This is a genomic window from Arthrobacter sp. 10L430 (assembly GCF_056395245.1).
The window spans coordinates 1-25,233 of sequence record NZ_JBFTJD010000020.1; the positions used below are offsets into that span (position 1 = coordinate 1).

22 protein-coding genes are annotated in these 25,233 nt (G+C 65.4%); 5 read left to right on the forward strand and 17 right to left on the reverse strand.

The window, feature by feature from the left end:
- On the forward strand, positions 1 to 213 hold a 213-nt coding region (locus AC1DDG_RS15980), incomplete at its 5' end, for an OpcA/G6PD domain-containing protein (protein WP_476876810.1).
- Positions 203 to 1,021 carry a 6-phosphogluconolactonase gene (pgl, locus tag AC1DDG_RS15985; protein WP_230117197.1) on the forward strand — a complete coding sequence of 273 codons (819 nt, stop codon included), beginning with the start codon at positions 203 to 205 and terminating at the stop codon, positions 1,019 to 1,021. The genes AC1DDG_RS15980 and pgl, both read left to right, overlap by 11 nt.
- On the opposite strand, the gene AC1DDG_RS15990 is transcribed toward pgl, so the two are convergent.
- The 17 genes from AC1DDG_RS15990 to AC1DDG_RS16070 form a co-directional block, all read right to left on the reverse strand.
- Positions 992 to 1,417 (reverse strand): RNA polymerase-binding protein RbpA, encoded by a 426-nt coding sequence (locus AC1DDG_RS15990; protein WP_354962124.1) that lies wholly within the window; start codon positions 1,415 to 1,417, stop codon positions 992 to 994. The two genes, pgl and AC1DDG_RS15990, sit on opposite strands and share 30 nt — an antisense overlap.
- 76 nt (positions 1,418 to 1,493) lie before the next feature.
- Positions 1,494 to 1,751, reverse strand: coding sequence for a preprotein translocase subunit SecG (gene secG / locus AC1DDG_RS15995; protein WP_230117199.1), 258 nt, complete (start codon positions 1,749 to 1,751; stop codon positions 1,494 to 1,496).
- Between the two features lie 49 nt (positions 1,752 to 1,800).
- Positions 1,801 to 2,616: a triose-phosphate isomerase gene (gene tpiA, locus AC1DDG_RS16000; RefSeq protein WP_230117200.1), complete on the reverse strand. Its 816-nt coding sequence runs from the start codon at positions 2,614 to 2,616 to the stop codon at positions 1,801 to 1,803.
- Positions 2,617 to 2,707: 91 nt separating this feature from the next.
- A complete protein-coding gene (locus tag AC1DDG_RS16005; protein ID WP_476876811.1) occupies positions 2,708 to 3,934 on the reverse strand; it encodes a phosphoglycerate kinase in 1,227 nt (408 codons plus the stop codon).
- A gap of 10 nt (positions 3,935 to 3,944) precedes the next feature.
- A complete protein-coding gene (gene gap / locus AC1DDG_RS16010; RefSeq protein WP_230117202.1) occupies positions 3,945 to 4,955 on the reverse strand; it encodes a type I glyceraldehyde-3-phosphate dehydrogenase in 1,011 nt (336 codons plus the stop codon).
- A 268-nt stretch (positions 4,956 to 5,223) separates the two neighbouring features.
- Positions 5,224 to 5,847 (reverse strand): superoxide dismutase, encoded by a 624-nt coding sequence (locus tag AC1DDG_RS16015; protein WP_230117203.1) that lies wholly within the window; start codon positions 5,845 to 5,847, stop codon positions 5,224 to 5,226.
- 180 nt (positions 5,848 to 6,027) lie between these two features.
- Positions 6,028 to 7,008 carry a DNA-binding protein WhiA gene (gene whiA / locus AC1DDG_RS16020; RefSeq protein WP_230117204.1) on the reverse strand — a complete coding sequence of 327 codons (981 nt, stop codon included), beginning with the start codon at positions 7,006 to 7,008 and terminating at the stop codon, positions 6,028 to 6,030.
- A gap of 9 nt (positions 7,009 to 7,017) precedes the next feature.
- Positions 7,018 to 8,031, reverse strand: coding sequence for a gluconeogenesis factor YvcK family protein (locus AC1DDG_RS16025; RefSeq protein WP_230117205.1), 1,014 nt, complete (start codon positions 8,029 to 8,031; stop codon positions 7,018 to 7,020).
- Positions 8,031 to 8,954, reverse strand: a complete 924-nt coding sequence (gene rapZ, locus AC1DDG_RS16030) for an RNase adapter RapZ (protein ID WP_230117314.1) — start codon at positions 8,952 to 8,954, stop codon at positions 8,031 to 8,033. Before rapZ ends, AC1DDG_RS16025 begins: the two co-directional genes overlap by 1 nt.
- A 103-nt stretch (positions 8,955 to 9,057) precedes the next feature.
- Complete coding sequence (gene uvrC, locus AC1DDG_RS16035; RefSeq protein WP_230117206.1) at positions 9,058 to 11,073, reverse strand: excinuclease ABC subunit UvrC; 2,016 nt, start codon at positions 11,071 to 11,073, stop codon at positions 9,058 to 9,060.
- Positions 11,074 to 11,154: 81 nt separating this feature from the next.
- Positions 11,155 to 11,823 carry a lysophospholipid acyltransferase family protein gene (locus tag AC1DDG_RS16040; protein ID WP_230117207.1) on the reverse strand — a complete coding sequence of 223 codons (669 nt, stop codon included), beginning with the start codon at positions 11,821 to 11,823 and terminating at the stop codon, positions 11,155 to 11,157.
- A complete protein-coding gene (locus AC1DDG_RS16045) occupies positions 11,810 to 12,526 on the reverse strand; it encodes an HAD hydrolase-like protein (RefSeq protein ID WP_476876812.1) in 717 nt (238 codons plus the stop codon). The genes AC1DDG_RS16040 and AC1DDG_RS16045 overlap by 14 nt, the downstream gene beginning before the upstream one ends.
- Positions 12,527 to 12,646: 120 nt before the next feature.
- On the reverse strand, positions 12,647 to 15,589 hold the full coding sequence (uvrA, locus tag AC1DDG_RS16050) for an excinuclease ABC subunit UvrA (RefSeq protein WP_230117209.1): 2,943 nt from the start codon (positions 15,587 to 15,589) through the stop codon (positions 12,647 to 12,649).
- Between the two features lie 46 nt (positions 15,590 to 15,635).
- The gene (locus AC1DDG_RS16055) at positions 15,636 to 16,016 is read right to left on the reverse strand and encodes a GntR family transcriptional regulator (protein WP_230117210.1); all 381 of its coding nucleotides are present in this window, start codon (positions 16,014 to 16,016) and stop codon (positions 15,636 to 15,638) included.
- Complete coding sequence (locus tag AC1DDG_RS16060; RefSeq protein ID WP_476876813.1) at positions 16,013 to 17,905, reverse strand: ABC transporter ATP-binding protein; 1,893 nt, start codon at positions 17,903 to 17,905, stop codon at positions 16,013 to 16,015. The genes AC1DDG_RS16055 and AC1DDG_RS16060 overlap by 4 nt, the downstream gene beginning before the upstream one ends.
- A complete protein-coding gene (locus AC1DDG_RS16065) occupies positions 17,902 to 19,698 on the reverse strand; it encodes an ABC transporter ATP-binding protein (protein WP_476876814.1) in 1,797 nt (598 codons plus the stop codon). The genes AC1DDG_RS16060 and AC1DDG_RS16065 overlap by 4 nt, the downstream gene beginning before the upstream one ends.
- Positions 19,699 to 19,879: 181 nt before the next feature.
- Complete coding sequence (locus AC1DDG_RS16070) at positions 19,880 to 20,653, reverse strand: trans-aconitate 2-methyltransferase (RefSeq protein WP_476876815.1); 774 nt, start codon at positions 20,651 to 20,653, stop codon at positions 19,880 to 19,882.
- 148 nt (positions 20,654 to 20,801) lie between these two features.
- On the opposite strand from AC1DDG_RS16070, the gene AC1DDG_RS16075 reads away from it, so the two are divergent.
- Genes AC1DDG_RS16075 through AC1DDG_RS16085 form a run of 3 tightly spaced genes read left to right on the forward strand, consistent with a single transcriptional unit; the run spans position 20,802 to position 25,222 of the window.
- Entirely contained in the window at positions 20,802 to 23,345 is a 2,544-nt protein-coding gene (locus AC1DDG_RS16075; RefSeq protein WP_476876816.1) for a DEAD/DEAH box helicase, read from the forward strand.
- A 40-nt stretch (positions 23,346 to 23,385) separates the two neighbouring features.
- On the forward strand, positions 23,386 to 23,886 hold the full coding sequence (locus tag AC1DDG_RS16080; protein WP_476876817.1) for an N-acetyltransferase family protein: 501 nt from the start codon (positions 23,386 to 23,388) through the stop codon (positions 23,884 to 23,886).
- A gap of 55 nt (positions 23,887 to 23,941) precedes the next feature.
- Entirely contained in the window at positions 23,942 to 25,222 is a 1,281-nt protein-coding gene (locus AC1DDG_RS16085; RefSeq protein WP_476876848.1) for an alpha/beta fold hydrolase, read from the forward strand.
- Positions 25,223 to 25,233: the final 11 nt, after the last annotated feature.

Consider the following 25,233-nt stretch of genomic DNA (forward strand, 5'->3'; position numbering starts at 1 on the left):
GGCGACGTCCAGCTGTTCCGGCCCGGACTGTCAGTGGCCGAACTGACCCAACCGGGCCAGCCTGCCCAGCGGATTTCCCTGCCGCGGCGAAGCCTGCGGGACTGCCTGGCCGAGGAACTGCGGCGTCTGGATCCCGACGAAGTGTTCGGCGAAGTGATTACTATTGGACTGCCACGTACCAATCTAAGGAGTGTCCGTCCCAGTGAGCGCTGACCCGAGAGTAAGCATCCATCCAGACTCTTCCGTCCTCATGGCCGCCATCGCGGCTCGCCTGATCACCAAGCTCGTCGATGTCCAGGACAGGTTCGGTGAGGCAACGGTGGTGCTGACCGGGGGCACGGTGGGCATCGGTACTCTCAAGGCGGTGGCGGACTCACCGGCGGCGCCCGCGGTGGACTGGTCCAAGGTGAACTTCTGGTGGGGTGACGAACGCTTTGTCGGCGCCAAGGATCCCGACCGCAACACGCTCCAGGCCCATGAGGCACTGCTGAAGCACATCGCGGTGGACCCTGCACGCGTCCACGAGCCGGGCTCTTCGGACGATTTCGAAGGCCCGGAGCTGGCCGCCGAGGATTATGCCCGCCGGCTCGCCGACGCTGCGGCGTCCGAACACGCCGCTGACATGTCTGACGACAGGCCCGAGAACCCTGGGAACCTGCCGCGCTTCGACGTTGTCCTGCTTGGTGTGGGGCCGGACGCCCATGTGGCGTCGCTGTTTCCGGAACAGGGCGGCGTCCGCGAGAAGCAGCTCACGGTGGTCGGGGTGCGCAACTCACCCAAGCCGCCGCCGGAGCGGATTTCGCTGACGCTTCCCGCGATCAACACGGCGGCAGAGGTGTGGATGGTTGTTGCGGGCGAGGACAAGGCGGGAGCGGTCGGTTTGGCTCTTGCAGGCGCCAACCCTGTGCAGGTTCCCGCGGCCGGACCGGCCGGGCGCTCCCGCACCCTGTGGCTGATCGACGAAAACGCGGCGTCACGCGTGCCTGAGCAGCTAGTCCGCAAGGCCCCCGCGGGCTCGTAGCCGTTGAAGCGCTCCGGCCAGGACATCTTCCGCGTCCTGGCTGGAGCGTCTTTCTTTAACGTAATCCAGGTGGCTCTTGTAGCCATCCTCGTTTGCTTCCTCCCCCAAGGCTGCCCCGGGGTGCCGGGAGGCGGCTTTCCCGCATCTGCGGCAATCCCACACTTCGGGAATCTGCTCTTCGGGCAGCTTAACGAAAACAGGCCGCGTCTCGTGCCCCTGGACGCACCAGTAGGAGACACAAATACGCGGCAACCGCTCACCGAGCGGGTCTTCGCCCTGATTCCTCAGCCCGGTCCCTTCCGTGACACCTACACGGGTACCCCGGAAACCGGAAGATGAATGCGCCACCGGGAACTCCTCGCTACTAGCACCATTGCTGTTAAGGTCAACAGCCACAGTTTAGTGCGGAGTTCCCGATGGCGGCAGGGTCATGCGCGGCGCCGGGCCTGCGGGGCCGGCCAGGCAGGGCCCGCTAGGAGTCAGCGACGCCGGTAAACCGCATCAGCAGACCGAGCGAGATGATGACCACGCCCCAGGTGATCCCGAGGATGATGGTGAACCTGTTCAGGTTCTTCTCGGCAACGCCGGAGGAGCTCAGGCCGGAACTCATTCCGCCGCCGAACATGTCCGACAGACCGCCGCCACGTCCCTTATGGAGCAGGATGAGCAAGGTCAGCAGGAGGCTGGTGATGCCCAGGAGGATCTGCAGAATGACATGAAGAACGTCCACGACGGCCTTTCAGAAGATAGGAAATGCGGGAATCTGGCCTGCGTCCGGACTAGTCCGTCACCAGGTGACTCTCGAACCTGACAATATTAGCAAACTCGGCAGGATCAAGGCTGGCGCCGCCCACCAACACGCCGTCGACGTCGCGCTCATTCAGGATCGCCGCCACATTGTTGGCTTTCACAGAGCCGCCGTAGAGAAGCCGCACCTTGGCCGCGATGTCCGCGCTGAACAGTTCAGTCAGTTCGGCCCGGATGGCGGCACACATTTCCTGGGCGTCTTCGGGCCCGGCAACTTCACCGGTCCCGATGGCCCAGACGGGCTCGTATGCGACCACGAGTTCCGCGGCCTCCTCTGCGCTGAGCCCTTCGACGTCGGCGCGGAGCTGATCCAGGGTGTGCTGGACGTGGGTGCCTGCCTGGCGGATTTCCAGACCTTCGCCGACGCACAGCATCGGCGTGACGCCGTGGCGGTAGGCGGCCTTGACCTTGGCGTTGAGAACGTCGTCAGACTCGTTGTGGATGGTGCGGCGTTCGCTGTGGCCGACCAGGACGTACGTGCAGCCGAGCTTGTTCAGGAACTGCCCGGAGATGTCCCCGGTGTAGGCGCCGGAGTCGAACTGGGACAGGTCCTGGCCGCCGTAGGCTACGTCGAGTTCGTCGCCCTGGACGAGCGTCTGCACGCCGCGAAGGTCCGTGAACGGCGGGAAGACGGCAACTTCCACGCGGCTGTAATCATGCTTTGCGTCGGACAGGGTCCACGCAAGCTTCTGCAGGAGCGTGATGCCCTGGACATGGTCCATGTTCATCTTCCAGTTGCCCGCAATCAGAGGCTTGCGGTCGAAGGTGCCGTTTGTTGACGTTGTCACGTGTTCTCCAAAAGTGCAGGTCAAAAGTGCGTGTCAGGTGAAACAGCCGGCAGGGCGCACGCATACTGGCGCCCTGCCGGCTGGGAGTGCTTTAGCGGTCCAGGACGCTCAGCCCGGGGAGTTCCTTGCCTTCAAGGTATTCCAGGCTGGCGCCGCCGCCGGTGGAAATGTGGCCGAACTGGTCATCGGCGAAGCCGAGGGTCCGGACTGCCGCGGCTGAGTCGCCGCCGCCCACCACTGTGAAGGCATCCGTCTCGGTCAGAGCCTGTGCCACGGCCTTGGTGCCGGCCGAGAACGCCTCGAATTCGAAGACACCCATGGGCCCGTTCCAGAAGACGGTCCTGCCAGCCTTGATCCGCTCGGCGAAGGCCTTTGCGGAGTCCGGGCCGATGTCCAGGCCGATGCCCTGCGCACCAAAGCTGCTGCTTTCGATGGCCTCCGCACTGACGGTCTCGTGGTCCGCGTCGGCGGCGAACTTTGCTGCCACCACTACGTCGGTGGGCACCACGAATTCCGTGCCGGCGTCGGCTGCACGCTTGAGGTAGTCCTGGACGACCGGGATCTGGTCCTCTTCCAGCAGGCTGCCGGCGACCTTGTGGCCTTCGGCCGCAAGGAATGTGAACAGCATGCCGCCGCCAACGAGGATCGTGTCCGCCTTGCCGATGAGGTTGTCGATGACAGCGAGCTTGTCAGAAACCTTGGAGCCGCCAAGCACCACGACGTAGGGACGCTGGGTGTCTGCCGTGAGCTTGCGCAGCACCTCTACCTCGGTGTGGACGAGGTCGCCCTGGTACGACGGAAGCCGGGTGGCGACGTCGTAAACGCTGGCGTGTTTGCGGTGCACGGCACCGAAAGCGTCATCCACATAGGCGCCGTTTTCTCCGGTCAGGGCCACCAGCTCGTCCGCAAAGGCGCCGCGCTCGGCGTCGTCCTTGCTTGTTTCGCGGGCGTCGAAGCGGACGTTCTCGAGAACGAGAACCTGCCCGTCCTGCAGGGAGGAGGCGAGCTCCTTCGCTGCTGGTCCGACCGTGTCTTCCGCCAGCGAGACGGGGAATGACGCGAGCTCGGCCAGCCGCGCGACAGCGGGCTTGAGCGAGTACTTGTCTTCCGGGGCGCCCTTGGGGCGGCCCAGGTGGGCTGTTACCAGCACGCGGGCACCGGCGTCCGTGAGCTTTCCCAGCACTGGCAGTGAGGCCTTGATACGGCCGTCGTCAGTCACTGTAGAGCCGTCGAGCGGCACATTCAGGTCACTTCTGACAAGAATGTACCGCCCGCGGACACCTTCAGCGATCAGTTCGTTGAGGGTGTGAAATGTCATGTAGCTAACCCTAGCCCAGCTTGGATGCGACGAGCTCCGTGAGGTCCACCAGACGGTTTGAGTAGCCCCATTCGTTGTCATACCAGGAAACAACCTTGACCTGGTTGCCAATGACCTTGGTCAGTCCGGAGTCGAAGATGGAGGAAGCAGGGTCGCCAACGATGTCGGAGGAGACGATCGGCTCATCCGTGTAGGTCAGGAAGCCCTGGAGTGCCTCGGACTCAGACGCCTTCTTCAGTGCTGCGTTGACTTCCTCAACCGTGGTCTCCCGGGAAACCGTGACGGTAAGGTCGGTTGCGGAGCCGGTGGGGACCGGTACGCGGATGGCGTAGCCGTCCAGCTTGCCCTTGAGCTCCGGAAGGACCAGGCCGATGGCCTTGGCCGCACCGGTGGAGGTGGGGACCATGTTGATCGCTGCGGCGCGGGCGCGGCGGAGGTCGTTGTGCGGGCCGTCCTGCAGGTTCTGGTCGGCCGTGTAGGCGTGAATCGTGGTCATGAGACCGCGTTCGATGCCGAACTCGTCGTTGATGACCTTGGCCAGCGGGCCCAGGCAGTTGGTGGTGCACGACGCGTTGGAGATGATGTTGTGGGCTGCGGGGTCGTACAGCTCGTGGTTCACGCCCATCACGATGGTGATGTCCTCGTCTGAGGCCGGGGCGGAGATCAGGACCTTCTTGGCGCCGGCGTCGATGTGCTTCTGCGCTGCGGCGGCCTTGGTGAAGAAGCCGGTGGACTCGATGACGATGTCAACGTTCAGGTCAGCCCAGGGAAGGTTGGCCGGATCCCGCTCGGCAAGGACCTTGATGGCGTTGCCGTTGACGACCAGGTTGCCCTCTTTGACCTCAACGGTTTCGGTCAGGCGGCCGCCGACGGAGTCGTACTTCAGCAGGTGGGCAAGTGCCTCGGGGCTGGTGAGGTCGTTGACAGCAACGATTTCGAGGTCCGCACCCTGTGCAAGTGCTGCGCGGAAGTAGTTGCGGCCGATGCGGCCAAAGCCGTTAATACCAATACGGGTGGTCACTTTTTTCAGTCTCCTTGGTGCTTGTTGAAGCACAACTAGTTGAGCGGGCGTTCTAGCCAACTAACAGATCCCGCACGCCATTGGGCAGAGATGATTACCAGATCGGAGGGCGACCAGCCACATTGCTGAAGGCTAACCGCCTTCCGTGATCCATCTTACGTTTAAGAAGGTCTGCCCCCGCAAGTGCGGGGGCAGACCGTCCACAATTCGGCCCTAAAGACGCCGAATGTGAAGTTTGTTACCAGTGTGCGTTGCGCACATCACAGTCCTAGAGCGTGATCAGACCGGTGGCATTGGCGCGGGCGGCGGCGAAGCGCTGCGCGACATCTGCCCAGTTCACGATGTTCCAGAATGCCTTGACGTAGTCCGCCTTGACGTTGACGTAGTCGAGGTAGAAGGCGTGCTCCCACATGTCCAGCATGAGCAGCGGCGTGGTGCCAAGTGCCACATTGCCCTGCTGGTCGTAGAGCTGCTCGATGACGAGGTTGCCACCGATGGGCTCGTACGCCAGGAAGCCCCAGCCGGATCCCTGCAGGCCGAGGGCGGCTGCGGAGAACTGGGCGCGGAAAGCGTCGAAGGAGCCGAAGGCGTCGTCGATGGCTGCAGCCAGCTCGCCCTCCGGCTTGTCGCCCCCGTCCGGCGAGAGGTTGTTCCAGAACACGGAGTGGTTGATGTGGCCGCCGGTGTGGAAGGCCAGGTCCTTGGAAAGACGGTTGATGTTGGCGAAGTCGCCCTTGTCGCGGGCCTCGGCGAGCTGGGCCAGCGCGTTGTTGGCGCCCGTTACGTAGGCTGCATGGTGCTTGCTGTGGTGCAGCTCCATGATCTTCGCGGAGATGTGGGGCTCCAGCGCTGCGTAGTCGTACTTGAGTTCGGGCAGAACGTACTCGGTCACAAAATCCTCCAATGTAGTGGACAGCTTGTCCGGTTTGGTAACTCTCGGATTGTGCATCCGGATGACTGGTCACCCGGAAATTTCCAATGGCTGGATCCTGGCACCCTCACCGGTTCCTGAGCCGAAGCTCCCGGCCAGCCAGGGTATCTCCACCATCTGGTCTTGATTCTAGGGGCGCCGCTACTCGTCCAGCATTTCCGGCGTCACATTGGCATCCGTCCCGGGAATGCCGAGATCAGAGGCACGTTTGTCGGCCATGGCCAGCAGACGCCGGATGCGTCCGGCGATGGCGTCCTTGGTCATGGGCGGATCGGCGAGCCGTCCAAGTTCATCGAGGCTGGCCTGTTTGTGGGCAACCCTGAGCTCCCCTGCGTATTTGAGGTGTTCGGGAACGTCGTCGCCGAGGATCTCCAGGGCTCGGTCGACGCGTGCTCCTGCGGCTACCGCCGCCTGGGCCGAGCGCCGGAGATTGGCGTCGTCGAAGTTGGCGAGCCGGTTGGCGGTGGCCCGCACTTCCTTCCGCATGCGCCGTTCCTCCCAGACCATCAGCGCGTCGTGGGCGCCCATCCGGGTGAGCAGTGCGGCGATTGTGTCGCCGTCGCGGATCACCACGCGGTCCACTCCCCTGACTTCACGCGCCTTCGCCTGGATGCCGAGCCGCCTCGCGGCACCTACCAGGGCCAATGCGGATTCCGGGCCGGGACAGGTGACTTCCATGGAGGAGGACCGGCCGGGCTCGGTCAGGGAACCGTGGGCCAGGAAAGCACCGCGCCACACCGCCTCGGCGTCGGCGGCCGAGCCGTTGACCACCACCGAAGGCAGTCCGCGCACCGGGCGGCCCCGGGTGTCCAGGAGGCCGGTCTGCCGGGCCAGGGCCTCGCCGTCGCGGACTACCCGCACCACGTAACGGCTGCCGCGTCGCAGCCCGCTGCCGGAGACGACGATGATTTCGCTCTGGTGCCCATAGACTTCGGCGATGGCTGCCCGCAGGCGCCGGGCCGTGGAGGCCAGGTCCACTTCGGCCTCGATGACAATCCGGCCGGAAATGATGTGCAGTCCGCCGGCAAAGCGGAGCATGGCCGAGACTTCGGCCTTGCGGACCGAAGACTTCTTTATGTCCAGGCGGGACAGTTCTTCCTTGACTGATGCTGTCAGTGCCATGGCACCTTCCTAACTGTTCCCAAAAATATCCTGGTAGGCCGTTGCGAGCCGCAGGGGGTCGTGTACAGGACGCCGACCCGGAGCCCCCACTTTACCCAAGACAACCTCGGCTCCGATCATCCCGGCGGCCCGCTCAAACTCCTTCATATCCGAAACGGACGCGGGGTCGGCGAGCACCACGTCCGCGCTGAACTCCGGAGCGTAGGTGCGCAGGACGTGCAGGTGGTCGGCGGCGGACATCCCCGAGGTCTCCTTGGTGTCCATGGCGAGGTTCATGGTCAGGCAGCGTTTGGCCGGCGTGTCACACAGCGCCTGCCGCATCTCCGGCAGCAACAGGTGCGGCAGGACGGAGGTGTACCACGACCCCGGACCGAGAACCACCCAGTCGGCCAGTTCGATTGCCGTCAAAGCCTCCACGCACGCCGGTGCATGTTCGGGCAGCAGCCTGACGCTCTCAAGCGAGCCGGCGACGGCGCAGCGCGCCTGGCCTTTGATGGTGGTGAGCGTGCTGCTGCCGTCGGGCGAGGCAACGCGGACGTCACCCTCGATGGTGAGCGGCACCGTGGACATGGGCAGCACCTGGCCGCGGGCCCCGAGCAGTGCGCCGGCCCACTTCAGCCCGGCCACTGCATCGCCGAGCAGCTCCCAGAGCGTAACGATCAGCAGGTTTCCCATGGCGTGGTCGTCCAGCGAGCCGCCGCCCGGCCCTGACCGGAAGCGGTGCTGCATGACGTCGCGCCAGGTGCGGCCCCAGTCGGTGTCGTCGCACAGCGCGGACAGCGCCATCCGGAGATCGCCCGGGGGCAGGACTCCGTACTCTTCGCGGAGGCGGCCGGAGGATCCGCCGTCGTCCGCCACGGTGACAATAGCGGTCAGCTCGGACGTCAGCAGCCGCAGCGCCGACAACGAGGCCGAGAGGCCGTGGCCTCCGCCGAGGGCCACGACCGAAGGTCCCTTTGCCTGCTGGGAGCCGGCCAGGCCGGAGGGCGGAATGAGCGGCAGCGGGCCGGTGAGAACTCCCATTATTCGCGGCCCAGATCCCGGTGGGTGGTGGTCACCGTGACGCGCGGATATTGCGCCAGTTTCTTGGAAAGCTCGACGGCGACCGCCACCGAGCGGTGTTTCCCGCCGGTGCATCCCACGGCGATGGTGGCGTAGTGCTTGTTCTCGCGGCGGTACCCGTCGAGGACGGGTTCAAGTGCCAGGACGTAGCGTTCGACGAAACTCGGAACGCCTTCGGCCTCGAGGACGTAGTCGCTCACGTCCTGGTCGAGGCCGGTGTGCGGGCGGAGCTTCGGCACCCAGTGCGGGTTGGGAATGAAGCGGACGTCCGCCACATAGTTCGCATCCACGGGCAGGCCGTACTTGAAGCCGAAGCTCATGACGTTCAGCCGCAGGGCCACAGGGCCAGTCTCCGTGAACAGTTCCGTGATGGCGGTGGCCAGCCCGTGCACATTGAGCGCGGACGTGTCGAGGACGAGGTCGGAGGAATCCCGCAGCTCCTTGAGGAGTTCGCGCTCGGCGGCAATGCCGTCCAGGATCCGGCCCCCGCCCTGGAGCGGGTGCGGGCGCCTGCCCTGCTCGAACCGGCGGACCAGGACGTCGTCGCTCGCATCCAGGAACAGCACCCGGAATGTGACTCCACTGGCCGCCAGGGCGCCGAGGGCTGCGCGGATGTCCGCGAACAGCGCCTTGCTCCGCACGTCCATGACGACCGCCAGCTTGGGAATGGACTGCGGGGCGTGGGAGACCAGCTCGGCGAGGGTGCCCAGCATCTGCGGCGGCAGGTTTTCGACGACGTACCAGCCGTGGTCTTCGAGGGCGTCAGCCGCTGTGCTGCGGCCCGCCCCGGACATGCCGGTCACCACCAGCAGTTCTGCCTCGACTGGCTTGACCGGTGTGAGGCCGTCCTCGTCCGCGCCCGATCCCGCCGTCGACTCTGCCATTAAATCCAGCCCCATTCCTGCTCTGCGCTTCTTGTGTGCCTGCGCACGCCAGTGCGCGCGGCAGGATTCCCGTACTTACCCTAGCTAAGATTCAGGACGCTAGCTAAGTTTCCAGGACTTCGCCGGTGGTCATGTTGATGGCTGGCATGGCGTCGGCGGACTCGCTCCCGGCTCCGTTCGAGCTGAAGTGGGTGACGATGGCCGCGGCAAGCGACGGGCCGATGCCTTTAGCCGCGGTGAGCTCGTCGATGGACGCCGCCTTGATTTTCTTGGCGGAGCCGAAGTGCGCCAGCAGCGCCTTGCGCTTGGAGTCGCCGAGGCCGGGCACGCCGTCAAGGACCGAGACGGTCATGGCCTTTCCGCGCTTCTGCCGGTGGAACGAAATGGCAAAGCGGTGGGCCTCGTCGCGGATGCGCTGCAACATGTACAGGCCCTGCGACGAACGGGGCAAAATGACCGGGAAATCACTGTCCGGCAGCCACACCTCCTCAAGCCTTTTGGCCAGTCCCACAACATAGACGTCGTCCACACCGAGCCCCGCGAGGGCGCGTGCAGCCGCGTTGACCTGCGGTTTTCCTCCGTCCACCACCACGAGGTTGGGAGGGTAGGCGAATTTGGCCCGCGGTGCGGGAGTGGTGGTGTCCTCTACCGGCGCGTCGGCCGACCCGGCAGGCTTCGCCGTGACGGTTCCCAGGTCGGAGGCCTCCACCTGTGCCGTCTTATCCAGCAGATAGTGACGGAAGCGCCGGGTGAGGACGTCGTGCATGGCCGCGGTGTCATCCGTAGCCGCCGCTCCCGTGATGGAGAATTTACGGTAGTCGGATTTCTTAGGCAGACCGTCTTCCACCACCACCATCGAGGCCACGACGTTCGTTCCCTGGACGTGGGAGACGTCGTAGCACTCGATCCGCAGCAGCGGCACGGGCAGCTCCAGGGCTTCCTGCAGTTCCTGCAGGGCCTGGGACCGCACGGTGAGATCGCCGGCACGCCTGGTCTTGTGGAGCTTGAGCGCGTGCTCCGCGTTCTCCCGGACCGTCGACATCAGTGCGGCCTTGTCGCCGCGCTGCGGCACCCGGATGTCCACTTTCGCGCCCCGAAGGCCGCCCAGCCACACCGCCAGTTCAGCTGCGTTGCTCGGCTCCACCGGAACCAGCACCTCGCGGGGCAGCCGACCCTGGGTATCGCCGTCCTCCCCGTAGACCTGCTGCAGCAGGTGCTCCACAAGGTCCGGCGTCGTGGAATCCTCCACCTTTTCAACCACCCACCCGCGCTGGCCCCTGACGCGGCCGCCGCGCACATGGAACACCTGAACCGCAGCTTCGAGCTCGTCCTCGTACAGCGCGAAAACGTCGGCGTCCGTGTCTTCAGCGAGCACCACGGCGTTGCGTTCAAAGACTTTGCGGAGGGCGACGATGTCGTCGCGGAGCCGGGCGGCCCGTTCGTAGTCAAGTTCGGCGACGGCGGCTGCCATCTCTTTTTCCAGCCGGGAGATGAAGCGCTTGGCCTCGCCTCCCATGAAGGCGCAGAAGTCCTCGGCCAGAGCCCGGTGCTCCTCGGGCGTAACCCGGCCGACGCAGGGGGCCGAGCATTTGTCGATGTAGCCGAGCAGGCACGGCCGGCCGCTGGCCTGGGCTCGTTTGAGGACACCCGGGCTGCAGCTGCGCACCGGGAAGACACGCAGCAGGGTGTCCATGGTTTCCCGGATGGCGCCCGCCGTGTAGGGGCCGAAGTAGCGGGTGCCCTTGCGCCGCTCGCCGCGCATGACCTGCACACGGGGCAGCTTCTCCCCCATGGTGACGGCGAGGTACGGGTAGGTCTTGTCGTCCCGGAACACGACATTGAACCGCGGCTTGAATTCCTTGATCCACGTGTACTCCAGCTGCAGCGACTCAAGCTCGCTGCCCACCACCGTCCATTCCACGCTGCTGGCGGTATGGACCATGGCGTGGGTCTTGGGCAGGAGGCCCGCGGGGTTGGCGAAGTACGAGTTCAGGCGGGAGCGGAGGTTCTTGGCCTTGCCCACGTAGATGACCCTGCCGTGGGGATCCCTGAACCTGTATACGCCCGGATTGGTCGGAATTTCACCCGTCTGGGGTCGGTAACTTGCTGGATCTGCCACGCTTCAAGTCTACTGAGCTTCAGGCAGGCCCGTTGCCCGGCCCTGGAGGCGCCGGACGACGCCTGGGTGCGGGGGCACTGCCTACTCGACGGCCTTGCTCTGGTTGTAGCTCGTGGAGCGCTCCTGGCCGCTCAGCCCGGCAATGGCGTCCATGATGCGGTCAGTGACCTGGCGGCGTGCCGGCAGGGAGTGGTCCGGGCCGGTCTTCTCGAAATAGAGCGGCTCTCCGACCTTCATCGTGAAGTGCTGGGGTTTGACGGCATTGCGGCCGGCGGGTTGCAGCTTCTCGGTTCCGATGAGGCCCACCGGGATGACTGGCGCGCCCGTCGTGAGTGCAAGCCAGCCAACGCCGGTCCGGCCACGGTAGAGGATCCCGTCCCGCGACCGTGTGCCCTCGGGGTAAATGCCGATGCCTTTCCCGTCCTCCAGGATGTCCAGGAGCGTCTTCAGCGCCTGCACGCTGGCGGCCTGCTCCCCGCGCTCAACGGGAATGGAGCCGACGGCTTCAAAGAACGACTTCATGAGCCGCCCCTTGAAGCCTCTGGTGGTGAAGTACTCCGCTTTGGCGAAGAAAGCGACCGGCCGCGGCATCAGCGCCTGCACAATCACGCTGTCCAGGAACGAGAGGTGGTTGGGGGCCACGATGAACGGGCCCTCCTTGGGGACGTTTTCCAGTCCGATGACCGTTGGCCGGCACGTTCCCGAAATCAGCCCGCGGGTGGTCCAGCGGATGCCGTCAAACAGCTCCATCGTTGCGCACCTCACTCAGGGCGGCGGCGCGGACTGATTCCAGTTCCTCGATGGTGGTGCGCAGGCTGGGGGTGTCGTGAACCACGGCGACTGCCCCGGCTTCCTCCAGTTCGCCGTCAAGGGCAAAACCCCAGCCGACACCGACGCAGTCCAGGCCATTGGCGAGTGCTCCTGCCACGTCCTGGGCGCGGTCCCCCACCATCACGGCATGCTGCGTGCGGAGGTCGGCCATGGCGGCAGCAATGATGCCCGTCTTGCCGACCGGTCCGGCCGCCGCTGCGGTTTCGTTGACCGCGGATCCCCGGACGGACTGGAACCGGTTTGCTATCTTGTGGTGCTGCAGGACAAGCTGCGCCAGGGTTTCCGGCTTCTGCGTGGCTACGGCGACGGGCCGTCCTGCGGCCACGTAGCTGTCGAGGAGCTCCACAATCCCTGGGTACAGGCGGCTCTGCGATATGCCGGTGTCAAGGTAATGCATCCGGTAGCTCCGGATGACTGCAGCAAGCATGGCCGGTGGAACGGCCGCGATATTCAGCAGTGAATCGCTCAGCTTGGGCCCGATCATGGCGTCCAGGACGTCCTGGGCGGGGACGGGAAGGCCAAATTCCCGGAGGGCCGACGCAATTCCGWCTGTTATTCCGCCGGCCGGATCGACAAGAGTGCCGTCCAGGTCGAAGATCACGGGCACTGTTGTTGAAGTCACCGGCTTAGTTTCTCATGACAGCACCTTTGCTCAAACTCACATGCCGTGCAGGGAATACTTCCCCGCACGGCATGGTGAATTTCACCGCCGTCCGCCGAATGGGCTGGTCAGCTGCCTGCTCTAGCCGAGGATCTCCGCCAGGAAGCTGGCGGTGTGGCTCTCCGTCGACTTGGCAAGCTGCTCCGGCGTTCCTGATGCCACGATCCGTCCGCCTCCCGAGCCGCCGTCCGGGCCGAGGTCCACGACCCAGTCCGCACTTTTGATGACGTCCAGGTTGTGCTCGATGGTGATGACGGTGTTGCCCTTGTCCACCAGGCCCTGAAGTACCAGCAGCAGCTTCCGGATGTCCTCGAAGTGCAGGCCGGTGGTCGGCTCGTCCAGGACGTAGATGCTGCGGCCGTTGGAGCGCTTCTGGAGCTCCGCAGCGAGCTTCACACGCTGGGCTTCGCCGCCGGAGAGCGTGGTGGCTGGCTGGCCGAGGCGCACGTAGCCGAGTCCGACATCCACGAGCGTGTTGAGGTGACGGGCAATCGGGGAGAATGCCGCGAAGAATTCGGCCCCTTCCTCGATCGGCATGTTCAGCACGTCCGCGATGGTCTTGCCCTTGTAGTGCACTTCGAGCGTCTCACGGTTGTACCGGGCACCGTGGCAGACCTCACAGGGAACATACACATCCGGCAGGAAGTTCATCTCGATCTTCAGCGTGCCGTCACCCGAACAGGCCTCGCACCTGCCGCCCTTGACGTTGAAGGAGAAGCGTCCCGGCAAGTATCCGCGGACCTTGGCCTCGGTGGTTTCCGCGAACAGCTTGCGGATGTTGTCGAACACCCCCGTGTACGTGGCCGGGTTGGAGCGCGGTGTGCGCCCGATGGGGCTCTGGTCCACATGGACCACCTTGTCCAGGTGCTCCAGCCCCTGGACGGTCTTGTGCCGCCCCGCCACCTGCTTGGCGCCGTTGAGCTTGTTGGCGAGCACCTTGTACAGGATCTCGTTCACCAGGGTGGACTTGCCGGAGCCGCTGACTCCCGTCACGGCCGTAAACAAGCCCAGCGGGAAAGCGGCATCGACATTAATGAGATTGTTTTCCCGGGCGCCGATGACTTTCAGCTCACGCTTTTTGTCGTACTTGCGCCGTTTCTTGGGGACGTCGATCTTCTTCCGCCCCGAAAGGTAGTCACCGGTGAGGGACGCCGTGTTCTCGAGCAGGGCTTCGTAGGACCCGGAGTGGACCACCTGGCCGCCGTGCTCCCCTGCCCCGGGCCCGATGTCGACGATCCAGTCCGCTTCATGGATGGTGTCTTCATCGTGCTCGACCACGATGAGGGTGTTGCCCATGTCCCTGAGCCGGGTGAGCGTCTCGATGAGCCGGCGGTTGTCCCTCTGGTGCAGCCCGATGGAGGGCTCGTCCAAGACATACAGCACGCCCACCAGACCGGAGCCGATCTGCGTTGCAAGCCGGATCCGCTGTGCCTCGCCGCCGGAAAGGGTCGCGGAGGGCCGTTCAAGGTTCAGGTATTCCAACCCGACGTCCAACAGGAACGTCAGCCGGGCCTGGATTTCCTTGAGGACCTGGTGGGCGATCTGTGCCTCGCGTCCGGTCAGCACGAGATTGCTGAGGAATTCGGCGCAATCCCGCATGGGCAGCGCTGCCACCTCCGCGATCGATTTGCCGTTGATGAGGACAGACAGCGACGCCGGGTTGAGCCTCGCGCCGTTGCATGCAGGGCAGGGAACCTGCCGCATGTATTCCTCGTAGCGGTCGCGGGCCCAGTCCGAATCCGTCTCGCCATGCTTGCGGTGCACGTACTGGATGGCGCCTTCGAACCCGGTGCTGTATTTGCGCTCCCGGCCAAACCTGTTGCGGTACTGAACCACCACGTTATGGTCCTTGCCGTGGAGGACGGTCTGGCGGACGTCGGCCGTCAGCTTCTCCCATGGGGTGTCCATGGAGAAGCCGACGTCCTTGGCGAGTCCGTCCAGCAGCCGGTTCCAGTATTCCGTGGTGGCGGTGCCGAGGGACCACGGCGCGATGGCACCTTCGGCCAGCGAAAGCTCCGCATTCGGAACGATGAGGTCCTCATCGACTTCGAGCTTGGTTCCGATGCCGCTGCAGGCCGAGCAGGCGCCGAACGGGTTGTTGAAGGAGAACGACCTCGGCTCGATTTCGTCGATGGCCAGCGGGTGCTCGTTGGGGCACGCCAGATTTTCCGAGAACGCACGCAGGCGGCCGGGGGCATCGGCGTCGAGGTCCACGAACTCAGCCAGCACGCGGCCTTCGGCCAGTCCCAGGGCCGTCTCGATGGAATCCGTCAGCCGCTGGCTGATGCCCTCCTTGACCACGAGCCTGTCCACTACGACTTCGATGGTGTGCTTGAACTGCTTGCCGAGCTTGGGGGGATCGCTGAGCTGAATGAGCTCCCCGTCCACCCGGGCGCGGGAATAGCCTTTTGCCGTCAGTTCCTTGAAGAGGTCGACGAACTCGCCCTTGCGGCCGCGCACCACGGGTGCGAGGACCTGGAAGCGGGTGCCGTGCTCCAGTTCCAGCAGCTGGTCCACGATCTGCTGCGGTGTCTGCTTGATGACGGGCTCGCCGCAGACCGGGCAGTACGGGCGGCCCACTCGCGCCCACAGCAGACGCATGTAGTCGTAGATCTCGGTGATGGTGCCGACCGTGGAGCGCGGGTTCTTGCTCGTGGACTTCTGGTCGATGGACACCGCCGGGGAAAGGCCTTCGATGAAGTCGACGTCGGGCTTGTCCACCTGCCCGAGGAACTGCCGGGCGTAGGCCGAGAGCGACTCGACGTAGCGGCGCTGGCCCTCGGCGAAGATGGTGTCGAAGGCAAGGGACGACTTCCCCGAACCCGAGAGGCCGGTGAAGACGATCATCGCGTCCCGCGGAAGATCGAGGTCCACGTTGCGCAGGTTGTGTTCCCGTGCGCCCTTGACTACCAGGCGGGACAGATCCGGGCGCGCAGGAGTCGCGCGCTCCGGTTTCGCAGGGTTCAGGGGCACGACGGCGGAGTGGGCATCAACGGCTGATTCTTCAGCTACGGCTTTAGGCACCCACTAATGCTAATCGAAAACTTCTTCGAATATCCATGCGGGCCTGCTATTCGGCGTCGTAGGCCGCGGCGAGCAGGTGGACGGCCTCGGCGAAGCTGGCGCCCTGCGACTTGGCGGCGTCGGCGTATGCGGCGGCGGCCGCCGAGAGCGCACCCCAGCGTTCATCCCGGGCACACACGACCGTCCCGTTCCGCCCTTTGGTGGCCACAACTCCGGCGGCTTCGAGCTCCTTGTAGGCCCTGGCGACCGTGTGGGGAGCGACGCCGAGAAGCTCGGCAAGGTTCCTGACAGCGGGCAGCCGGGTCCCGGGGGCAATCTTTCCCTGGTCTGCCTGCTCGATGACGTGGAGCCGGAGTTGTTCGTAGAGGGCCACGGAACTTCCGTGGTTGGGTTTCCACTCTCCGGGGAATGACTGACCGGCGCTCACAGGGCCGACACCCCGGTACCACCGTTGCCGGCGCCCCGGTGCCGTGCACTCCCCTGCCCCGCACCCTCACGCGCCGCTGCCGCGTCCCCGGTGACGTATGCCCGGTCGAGGCGGCGGAACTGTGAGTTGTAGAGGCGTGTGTAATGTCCACCCGCGGACAGCAGGCTTTGGTGGGTTCCCTGTTCAACGATGCGTCCGTGATCCATGACCAAGATTAGATCAGCGTCGCGGATGGTGGACAACCTGTGGGCAATGACGAAGCTGGTCCTTCCCTGCCGCAGCCTGTTCATGGCCAGCCGGATTTGCACCTCTGTCCGCGAGTCGACAGAGCTGGTGGCCTCATCCAAAATCAGGACGCCGCGCCCCGCCAGTTCCGCCCGCGCAATGGTGATGAGCTGCCGCTGCCCTTGGCTCAGCGAGTCGCCGTCGTTCCCGAGCTCTGTGGAGTAGCCGCCCGGCAGGGCGCGGACGAAGTGGTCAACATGGGTTGCTTCGGCTGCAGCAATGATCTCCGCGTCGCTTGCCCCCGGCCAGCCGTATTCAATATTTTCGCGGATCGTCCCGCTGAAGAGCCAGACGTCCTGAAGCACCACACCAAAGTTGGACCGCAGTGAATCCAGCGGCACGGTGGCGATATCGGTGCCGCCAAAAGTGATTCGGCCGGAGTCCAGCTCATAGAAACGCATCAGCAGGTTCACTACCGTGGTTTTCCCGGCGCCTGTGTGGCCGACGATGGCCACGGTCTGTCCTGGCAGGACTGAAAAGGTCAGCCCCCTCACGGCGGGCACGCCCGGGACATACCCGAAGGTCACGTCATCGAAGTCGATGCGCCCACCCAGGTTCTCTGGCTCCCGGAGGGCGGGTGCAGTCTCCGGAGGGATCTCTTCGGCGTCCAGGAGGGAAAAAACCCGTTCCGCTGACGCCGCGCAGGATTGCATCAGGGTCAGCATTCCACCGATCTGGCCCATGGGCTGCGTGAAGAGCCTGCTGAACTGGATGAAGGCCTGGATGCCGCCAATGGTCATGGTCCCGGCCGCGACTTGGAGGGCACCCACCACGGCCACAGCCACGTAGTTGAGGTTTGCAATGAACACCATGAGCGGCTGCACTGCGCCGGAAACGTATTGTGCCCTGGCGGATGTTCGGGCCAGGCGGTCGTTGCCGTGCCCGAAAATCTCCGCCACGGCTTCCTGCTGCCCAAATGCCTTGATCACCTCGTGGCCCGTCACGAATTCCTCGATGTGGGCGTTCAGCGTTCCCGTCGAAGCCCACTGGTCGGCGAAGTCTGCCTGCGACTTCCGGGCTATCAGCACGGTGATGAGAGTGGATATCGGCACGGAAATGAGGGCGATTGCCGCCAGCAGCGGCGAGATCCAGAGCATCATGGCCAGTGAGCCCAACAGCATGAGGACGGCCATGATCACCTGCGTGAGCAACTGGTTGAGGGACTGCGAGATATTGTCGACGTCGTTGGTCGCCCGGCTGAGCACGTCACCGCGCGTCTGCTCCTGGAAGTGCGACGACGGCAGCCGGTGCAGTTTTGCTTCGACGGCAGAGCGGAGGCCGAAGACGAGCCGCTGCACGGCGCTGGCGGTGAGTGCGCCCTGAAGCCAGTTGAAGAGCGACGTGCCGACGTACATCAGCGCCACCAACAGGAGCAGCCCTGCCAGCTTGCCTTCGTCTAAAGTGCCGCCCACAAAGGACGCCACCACTACGTCCGTGGCGTCGCCGAGGAGTTTCGGCGCCGCGACGTTGAGCGCTGCGAAACCGCAGGTGGCAGCAACGGCAATGGACATGCGGCCCCGGACCGGACGCAGCAGCCCGATGAGCCGGGCGGCAGCCGCCAAGAATATGTTCACCGGCCTCACGGCGGCATGTGCGCCTCTCATGGCAGTTCGTCCAGGGCGAGCTGCGATTCGGCGATCTCACGGTAGGTCCGGGAAGTCCGGAGGAGGTCCGGGTGGGTCCCTTGGGCCACCAGCCGGCCGTCATTCAGGACGAGGATTTGGCCGGCGTCCACGATGCTGGAAATCCGCTCGGCAACAATGATCACGGTGGCTGATTCCAGGGCGGGCACCAGCGCCTCCCGGACACTGGCTTCCGTGGCGTAGTCCAGAGCGGAGAAGCTGTCGTCGAAGAGGAAAAGCTCCGCCTTGCGGAGAATGGCGCGCGCAATGCAGAGACGCTGCCGCTGGCCACCCGAAAGTCCGGCCCCGCCCTGCCCGACCGCGGCGTTCAGGCCGTTCGGGAGGTTGCGGACAAACTCTTCCGCCTGCGCCCGCCGGAGGGCCAGCCACAGGTCTTCGTCCGTGGCCGCGGGCGATGCCATGCGCAGGTTTCCTGCGATGGTGCCGGAAAAGAGGTAGGCACGCTGTGGAACCACCGCCATCCGGCCCCGCAGCTCGTCCAGCTGCAGTGTGCGGATGTCCCGTCCGCCGAACCGGATTTCACCGCCGACGGCGTCCAGGAAGCGCGGCAGCAGATTCAGCAGTGTGCTCTTGCCGCTTCCCGTGGAACCGATGATGGCGGTGACGGACCCGGGGCCGGCCGTGAAAGAGATGCCGGCCAGAACCGGAGTTTCTGCGCCCGGATAGGCGAAAACGACGTCTCGGAATTCCACCGTTCCTCCGGTCGGCGTGCCGGCGTCGGATATTCCGCCAGCAGCGGCACCCTCGACGAAAGCGCCGTCGACGAAAGCGCCGGTCGGGGAGATCGGGGACGGACCCGCAATGGCCGGGTCCACGTCCAGCACGCCCTGGATGCGCTCAGCGCAGACGGCCGCGCGGGGAGCGGTCATGAACACGTACATGGCCATCATGATGGCGAGCAGGATTTGCAGGATGTACGCGATGAAGGCCGTGAGTGCCCCCACTTGCATCTGGCCGCTTTGGATGAGGTGGCCGCCGAACCAGACCACCGTCACGGACGACAGGTTCACCACGATCATGATCATGGGCAGCATGCCGGCGACGAGGAGGGCCGATTGGAGGTTGTTGCCCGTCAGTTTGCGGTTCGCCTCGGCAAAGCGTGCCGCCTCGTGGTCCTGGCGTACGAAGGACCGGATAACGCTGGCACCGATGATCTGTTCGCGCAGGATCCTGGTTGCGCCGTCGATCAGAGCCTGGCCCTGGCGGTAGAGCGGAATCAGGCGCCGCACGATGAGGGCCATGATGACCACCAGGAGCGGAACAATGGCGATCACGACGGCGGACAGGGCCGCGTCCTGCTGGATCGCCAGGATGATGCCGCCGATGCCCATGACGGGCGCTGCGGCCAGCATGGTGAAGACCAGCACGGCGAAGGTCTGGATTTGCTGGACGTCGTTCGTGGCCCGGGTGACAAGGCTGGGAGCGCCGAAGGCACCCACTTCCTGGGAGGACATGGCCTGGACCTTAGCGAAAAGTTCGCGCCGGAGACGGTGGCCGACCTTCATGGCCACCGCGGCACCGAGATAGCCCGCGCCGAGGGCGGCGGCCACCTGGACTACGGAGAGTCCGATCATCCAGCCGCCGAGGCGGAGGATCACGTCCGTCCGCCGCGGCAGGATCCCGTCGTCGATGACGCTGGCGTTCAGCGTGGGGAGCAGCAGGTTGCCGGCGGTCTGGAGCATTTGCAGCACGATGATGCCCCACACCGTGGCCCGGTGTTCTCCGAGGAGGCGGCGCATCAAACCAAAGAGCACCGCGCCTCCTCCATCGCCGGGGCAGAACACGGGCCTGGTTAACCGGTCCCCATGCCCGCCTCGCCATTGTAAGCTACATCACATTCGTCACTTCGTTGTCTATAAAGACGCGCCGGAAACGGCTACGGTTCACCGCCGGCCCCAATTAAAGAGGGCCAGAGAAGAACCCGGGAACCGCGCCCTAAAGCTTCCGTGCCACGGCGAAGATCCTTCGGAACGGAAAGACGGTTCCATGGGCCATGGCGGGGTACGCCTTTGCCAGGCGCGCGGCATATTCGGTCTCGAATTCGACCCCCTCTTCCGGCGTGAGAGCAGCCAGGACAGGCCGCAGGCCTGTCCCCCGCACCCACTCCAACACCGGGTCTTCCCCGGAAAGCAGCTGGAGGTAGGTGGTTTCCCACGCATCAGCCGCGCACCCGGCGTCGAGCATGATCTCCAGGTACCGTGCGGGCTCGGCAACGGCGTCATCGTGGCGGAGGACGCCGTCGAGCCTTGCGGCCCAGCCCGGCGACTCGGCGAGTTCCCGCATGAGCGTGTGGGAAGGGGACTCGAAGTTGCCCGGCACTTGGAGCGCGAACCACGCACCCGGCCTCAGCGCTTCCAGCCAACCTGGGAGCAGTTCCCGGTGTTCCGGGATCCACTGCAGCGCGGCGTTGCTCACCACAACGTCTGTCTCGGGCGACGGCGCCCAGCCGGCAATGTCGCCGAGGCGGAACTCCAGGCGCGGTGCCGCCGCGTGGATTTCAGCCCTGGACAGCATCTCCGGCGAGGAATCGAGGCCCACTACCCGGGCCCCGGGCCAGCGTTCCGCCAGGGCCGCCGTCAGGTTGCCCGGCCCGCACCCCAGGTCCACCACTTCACGGGGTGCGGCGGCGTCTATGCGGCCGGTCAGGTCAAAAAACGGGCGCTGTCGGTAGTTGCCGAACTGGACGTATTTCGCGGGATCCCAGTGCACTTGGCCTCCGGTGGGTCGTGACGGCGCGGTCAGCGTCAGGTGCGGTCAGCCTGCGCTGCGGCCGCCCTGAACGTGCAGCCACCGCGAGCCTAGCGGCGGCCACGGGAGAAAGCACGCAAGGCAGACACACGCACTAAGCTGGAAAGCAATGAAACTCGTTGAACAGCTCCCCTCCCCGGCCGCACGGATCGCAACGGCGGAGGTTGACCCGGACACTCTTTACCTGCGGTTCGTGGAGTGGACGGAAAGCCGGGGACTGGAGCTGTACGCCGCCCAGGACGAAGCCATCATGGAATTCGCCTCCGGCGCCAACGTGATCCTTGCGACACCAACCGGTTCTGGCAAATCCCTGGTGGCCATTGCCGCGCATTTCCAGGCGATGGCCCGCGGGGAGCGCAGCTACTACACGGCTCCCATCAAGGCCCTGGTCTCGGAAAAGTTCTTCGCCCTATGCGACATTTTCGGGGCCGAGAACGTGGGCATGATCACCGGCGATTCCGGCGTCAACCAGGACGCTCCGATTATCTGCTGCACGGCGGAAATCCTGGCCAACATCGCGCTGCGGGAAGGTGCTGCAGCGGACCTTGGGGCGGTCATCATGGACGAGTTCCATTTCTATGCGGATCCGCAGCGCGGCTGGGCGTGGCAGGTCCCGCTCCTGGAGCTCCCGCAGGCCCAGTTCCTCCTGATGTCCGCCACGCTCGGGGACGTGAGCCGCTTCGAGGCCGGGATGACCGAGCTCACGGGCCGGCCCACCACCACCGTCAGTTCCGCGGAACGTCCTATTCCGCTGCACTACTACTATCACCAGACCCCCGTCCACGAGACGCTCGAGGAATTGCTGTCCACCAGGCAGGTTCCCGTCTATGTGGTTCACTTCAGCCAGGCCGAAGCCATCGAACGGGCCCAGACGCTGATGAGCATCAACGTCTGCAGCCGCGAGGAGAAGGACCGGATCGCCGAGCTGATCGCGAACTTCCGCTTCGCCGCAGGCTTCGGCAAGACCCTTAACCGGCTGGTCCGGCACGGCATCGGCGTGCACCACGCCGGCATGCTGCCCAAGTACCGCCGCCTGGTGGAGCAGCTCGCCCAGGCGGGCCTGCTGAAGGTCATCTGCGGCACCGACACACTGGGCGTCGGCATCAACGTGCCCATCCGTACGGTCCTGCTTACCGCGCTGAGCAAATACGACGGTGTCCGCACCCGCCTGCTCAACTCCCGCGAATTCCATCAGATCGCCGGCCGCGCGGGCCGGGCCGGCTACGACACCGCCGGCACAGTCGTGGTCCAGGCGCCGGAGCACGTGGTCGAGAACGTCAAGGCGATGGCCAAGGCAACCGCCAAGTTCGGCGATGACCAGAAGAAGCTGCGCCAGGTGGTCAAGAAGAAGCCGCCGGAAGGCTTCGTGTCCTGGGGCGAGCCCACCTACAACCGCCTGGTGGAATCTGTTCCAGACCCGCTCACCTCAAGCTTCACGGTCACCCACGCGATGCTGATGAACCTGATGGAACGGCCCGGTGATCCCTTCACTGCTGCCCGGCGCCTGCTCACCGAGAACCATGAAACGCGGCCTTCGCAGCTGCGGCTGATGAAGAAGGCGCTCGCGATTTACCGCGAGCTCCTCGCCGCCGAGGTGGTAGAGCGCATCCCGCCGGCAGAGCAGGGCGCCGACGGCAGGACCGTCCGCCTGACAGTCCATCTGCAGGCCAACTTTGCCCTGAACCAGCCGCTCTCCCCCTTTGCCCTGGCCGCGCTGGAACTGCTGGATCCGGAATCGCCGTCGTACGCACTGGATGTGGTCTCTGTCATCGAGTCCACGCTGGAAAAGCCGCGTCAGATCCTCTCCGCCCAGCAGAAGAAGGCCCGGGGTGAGGCCATCGCCGCGATGAAGGCGGACGGCATCGAGTACGACCAGCGCATGGCGATGCTCGATGAGGTCACGTACCCGCAGCCCCTCGGGGAAATCCTTGGTGAAGCCTTTGAGGTCTACCGGAAGGCGGCCCCGTGGGTGGGCGACTTTGAACTGGCGCCGAAGTCCATCATCCGGGACATGTACGAACGCGCCATGAACTTCGGCGAGTTCGTCCAGTTCTACGGGCTGGCCCGCTCTGAAGGCATCGTGCTGCGGTACCTCGCCGACGGCTTCAAGGCCCTGCGGCAGACCGTGCCGCAGGACGCCCTCCGGGATGATCTCGAGGACCTCATCGCCTGGCTCGGCGAGCTGGTCCGCCAGGTCGATTCGAGCCTGCTGGACGAGTGGGAGGAGCTGACGTCCGGTGCGGCGCCGACTCCCCACGACGCCCCGCCTCCCCCGCCGCCGTCGCTGACGTCGAACATCCGCGCCTTCCGCGTCATGGTCAGGAACGAGATGTTCCGGCGCGTGGAGCTTTTCGCGGACGAGAATGCGGCCGCGCTGGGCGAGCTCGACGGCGATGCAGGCTGGGACGCCGACCGGTGGGAGAACGTCCTGGACGACTACTTCGACGAACACGACGACATCGGTACCGGCCCCGACGCCCGCGGGCCGGGACTGCTGATGATCACCGAGGGGCCGGAAGCATGGAAGGTCCGCCAGATCTTCGACGACCCCGCCCGCAACCACGACTGGGGCATCTCCGCCGAAGTGGATCTGGCCGCCTCCGACGAATCCGGCACCGCCGTTGTCCGGGTGACCGAGGTCAACAGGCTCTGACGGCCAGCCCCGTACGGGAGGACACAGTAAGCTCGGATACATGAGCGCAATCCGTCCCGCGACCCCATCCGACGTCCCCGCAATCCTGCAGATGATCCATGAACTGGCCATCTATGAGAAGGAACCGGACGCCGTCCGGAACACTCCGGAGATGCTGACGGCCGCGCTGTTCGGCGACACCCCCCGTGTGTTTGCCCACATGGCGGAGAACGACGCCGGGCAGGTCCGGGGCTTCGCACTGTGGTTCCTGAACTACTCGACCTGGGAAGGTGTCCACGGCATTTACCTGGAGGACCTCTACGTCACTCCGGAGGCGCGGGGCGAAGGCCACGGTAAGGCGCTGCTGCAGCATCTGGCCGCCACCGCCGTCGAACGCGGTTACGCACGGGTTGAGTGGAGTGTCCTGGACTGGAACGAACCGTCCATCAGTTTCTACCGGAACCTCGGTGCCAACCCGATGGAGGAATGGTCCACGTTCCGGCTTACCGGCGCCGCCCTGGCGGCGTTCGGAACCCGCAGCGGGGCCGGCGTCCGTGGCTGAGGCTGCGGTGGATGCCGCCATCCATACTGTCCGCGCGAGGCACGAATACCGCGGGATGCGCACCGCGGAACACTACTTCTCCGTCCCGCTGGATCATTTCAGTCCAGCTGCAAACGGCGCAGACTCCGAGACCATCACGGTGTTCGCCCGCGAATACGTCTCGACAGAACACAGCGAAGCGGCCGCGGAACGCCTGCCGTGGCTCGTGTACCTGCAGGGCGGCCCCGGTGGCCGCGGCAACCGGCTGATGTCCCTGGGCGGCTGGAGCAAGGCGGCCGCGAAGGACTTCCGCATCCTCATGCTGGACCAGCGGGGCACCGGGCTGTCCTCCCCCATCGACCGCAACACACTGCCCGCGCGCGGTGACGCCCCCGCCCAGGCCCGTTACCTTGAACATTTCCGGGCCGATTCAATCGTTGCCGACGCCGAGCTGATTCGCCATGCCCTGGGCTCGGAGCCGTGGACCATCTACGGGCAGAGCTACGGCGGCTTCTGCGCACTGACCTACCTCTCGTTCGCGCCCGACGGCCTGCGCGAGGTCCTCATCACCGGCGGCCTGGCCCCGCTCACCGGACCCGCCGACAGGGTCTACCGCGAGACGTTCAAGCGCGTGGCCGCCCGCAATGCCGAGTATTACGGCTGGTACCCGGAAGACCGCGGGGCCGTGAACCGGATCGCCCGCCACCTGCGCGACACCGAGGAATTCCTGCCGGGCGGCGAACGCCTGACCGTGGAACGGTTCCAGATGGTGGGCTCCTTCCTCGGCGGGAACACCCGGGTGGACGGTCTGCACCACCTGCTGGAAGACGCCTTCGTGGACACACCCCGCGGTGCGCGGCTGTCCGATGCCTTCCTCGAGCAGGTCCGCTCGCTGGTCTCTCGGGCGGGTAACCCTCTCTACGCGCTGATGCACGAATCCATCTACGGCCAGGGACGGGCAACGGACTGGGCCGCATGGCGGGTCCTCAGGGAGTTCCCGGAGTTCAGCCCGAAGGCCCCGGAGGTGCTCCTGACCGGCGAAATGGTCTACCCGTGGTACTTCGAGCAGGACGCGGCACTGCGCCCGCTGAAAGACGTGGCGGAGCTGCTGGCCGCGAAGACGGACTGGAAGCCGCTGTACGACCCAGCGCAGCTGGCAGCCAATACCGTCCCGGCCGCCGCCGCCGTGTACAGCGACGACATTTATGTGGAGCGGGGCCTCTCGCTGGAGACTGCAGCAGCCGTCCGGGGGCTGCAGACCTGGGAATCAAGCGATTTCCACCACGACGGCATTGCCGACGACGGCGAGGCGATCTTCAGCCGCCTGCTGGGCATGGTCCGTTCAGTCCGGAGCTGACGACAGCACAC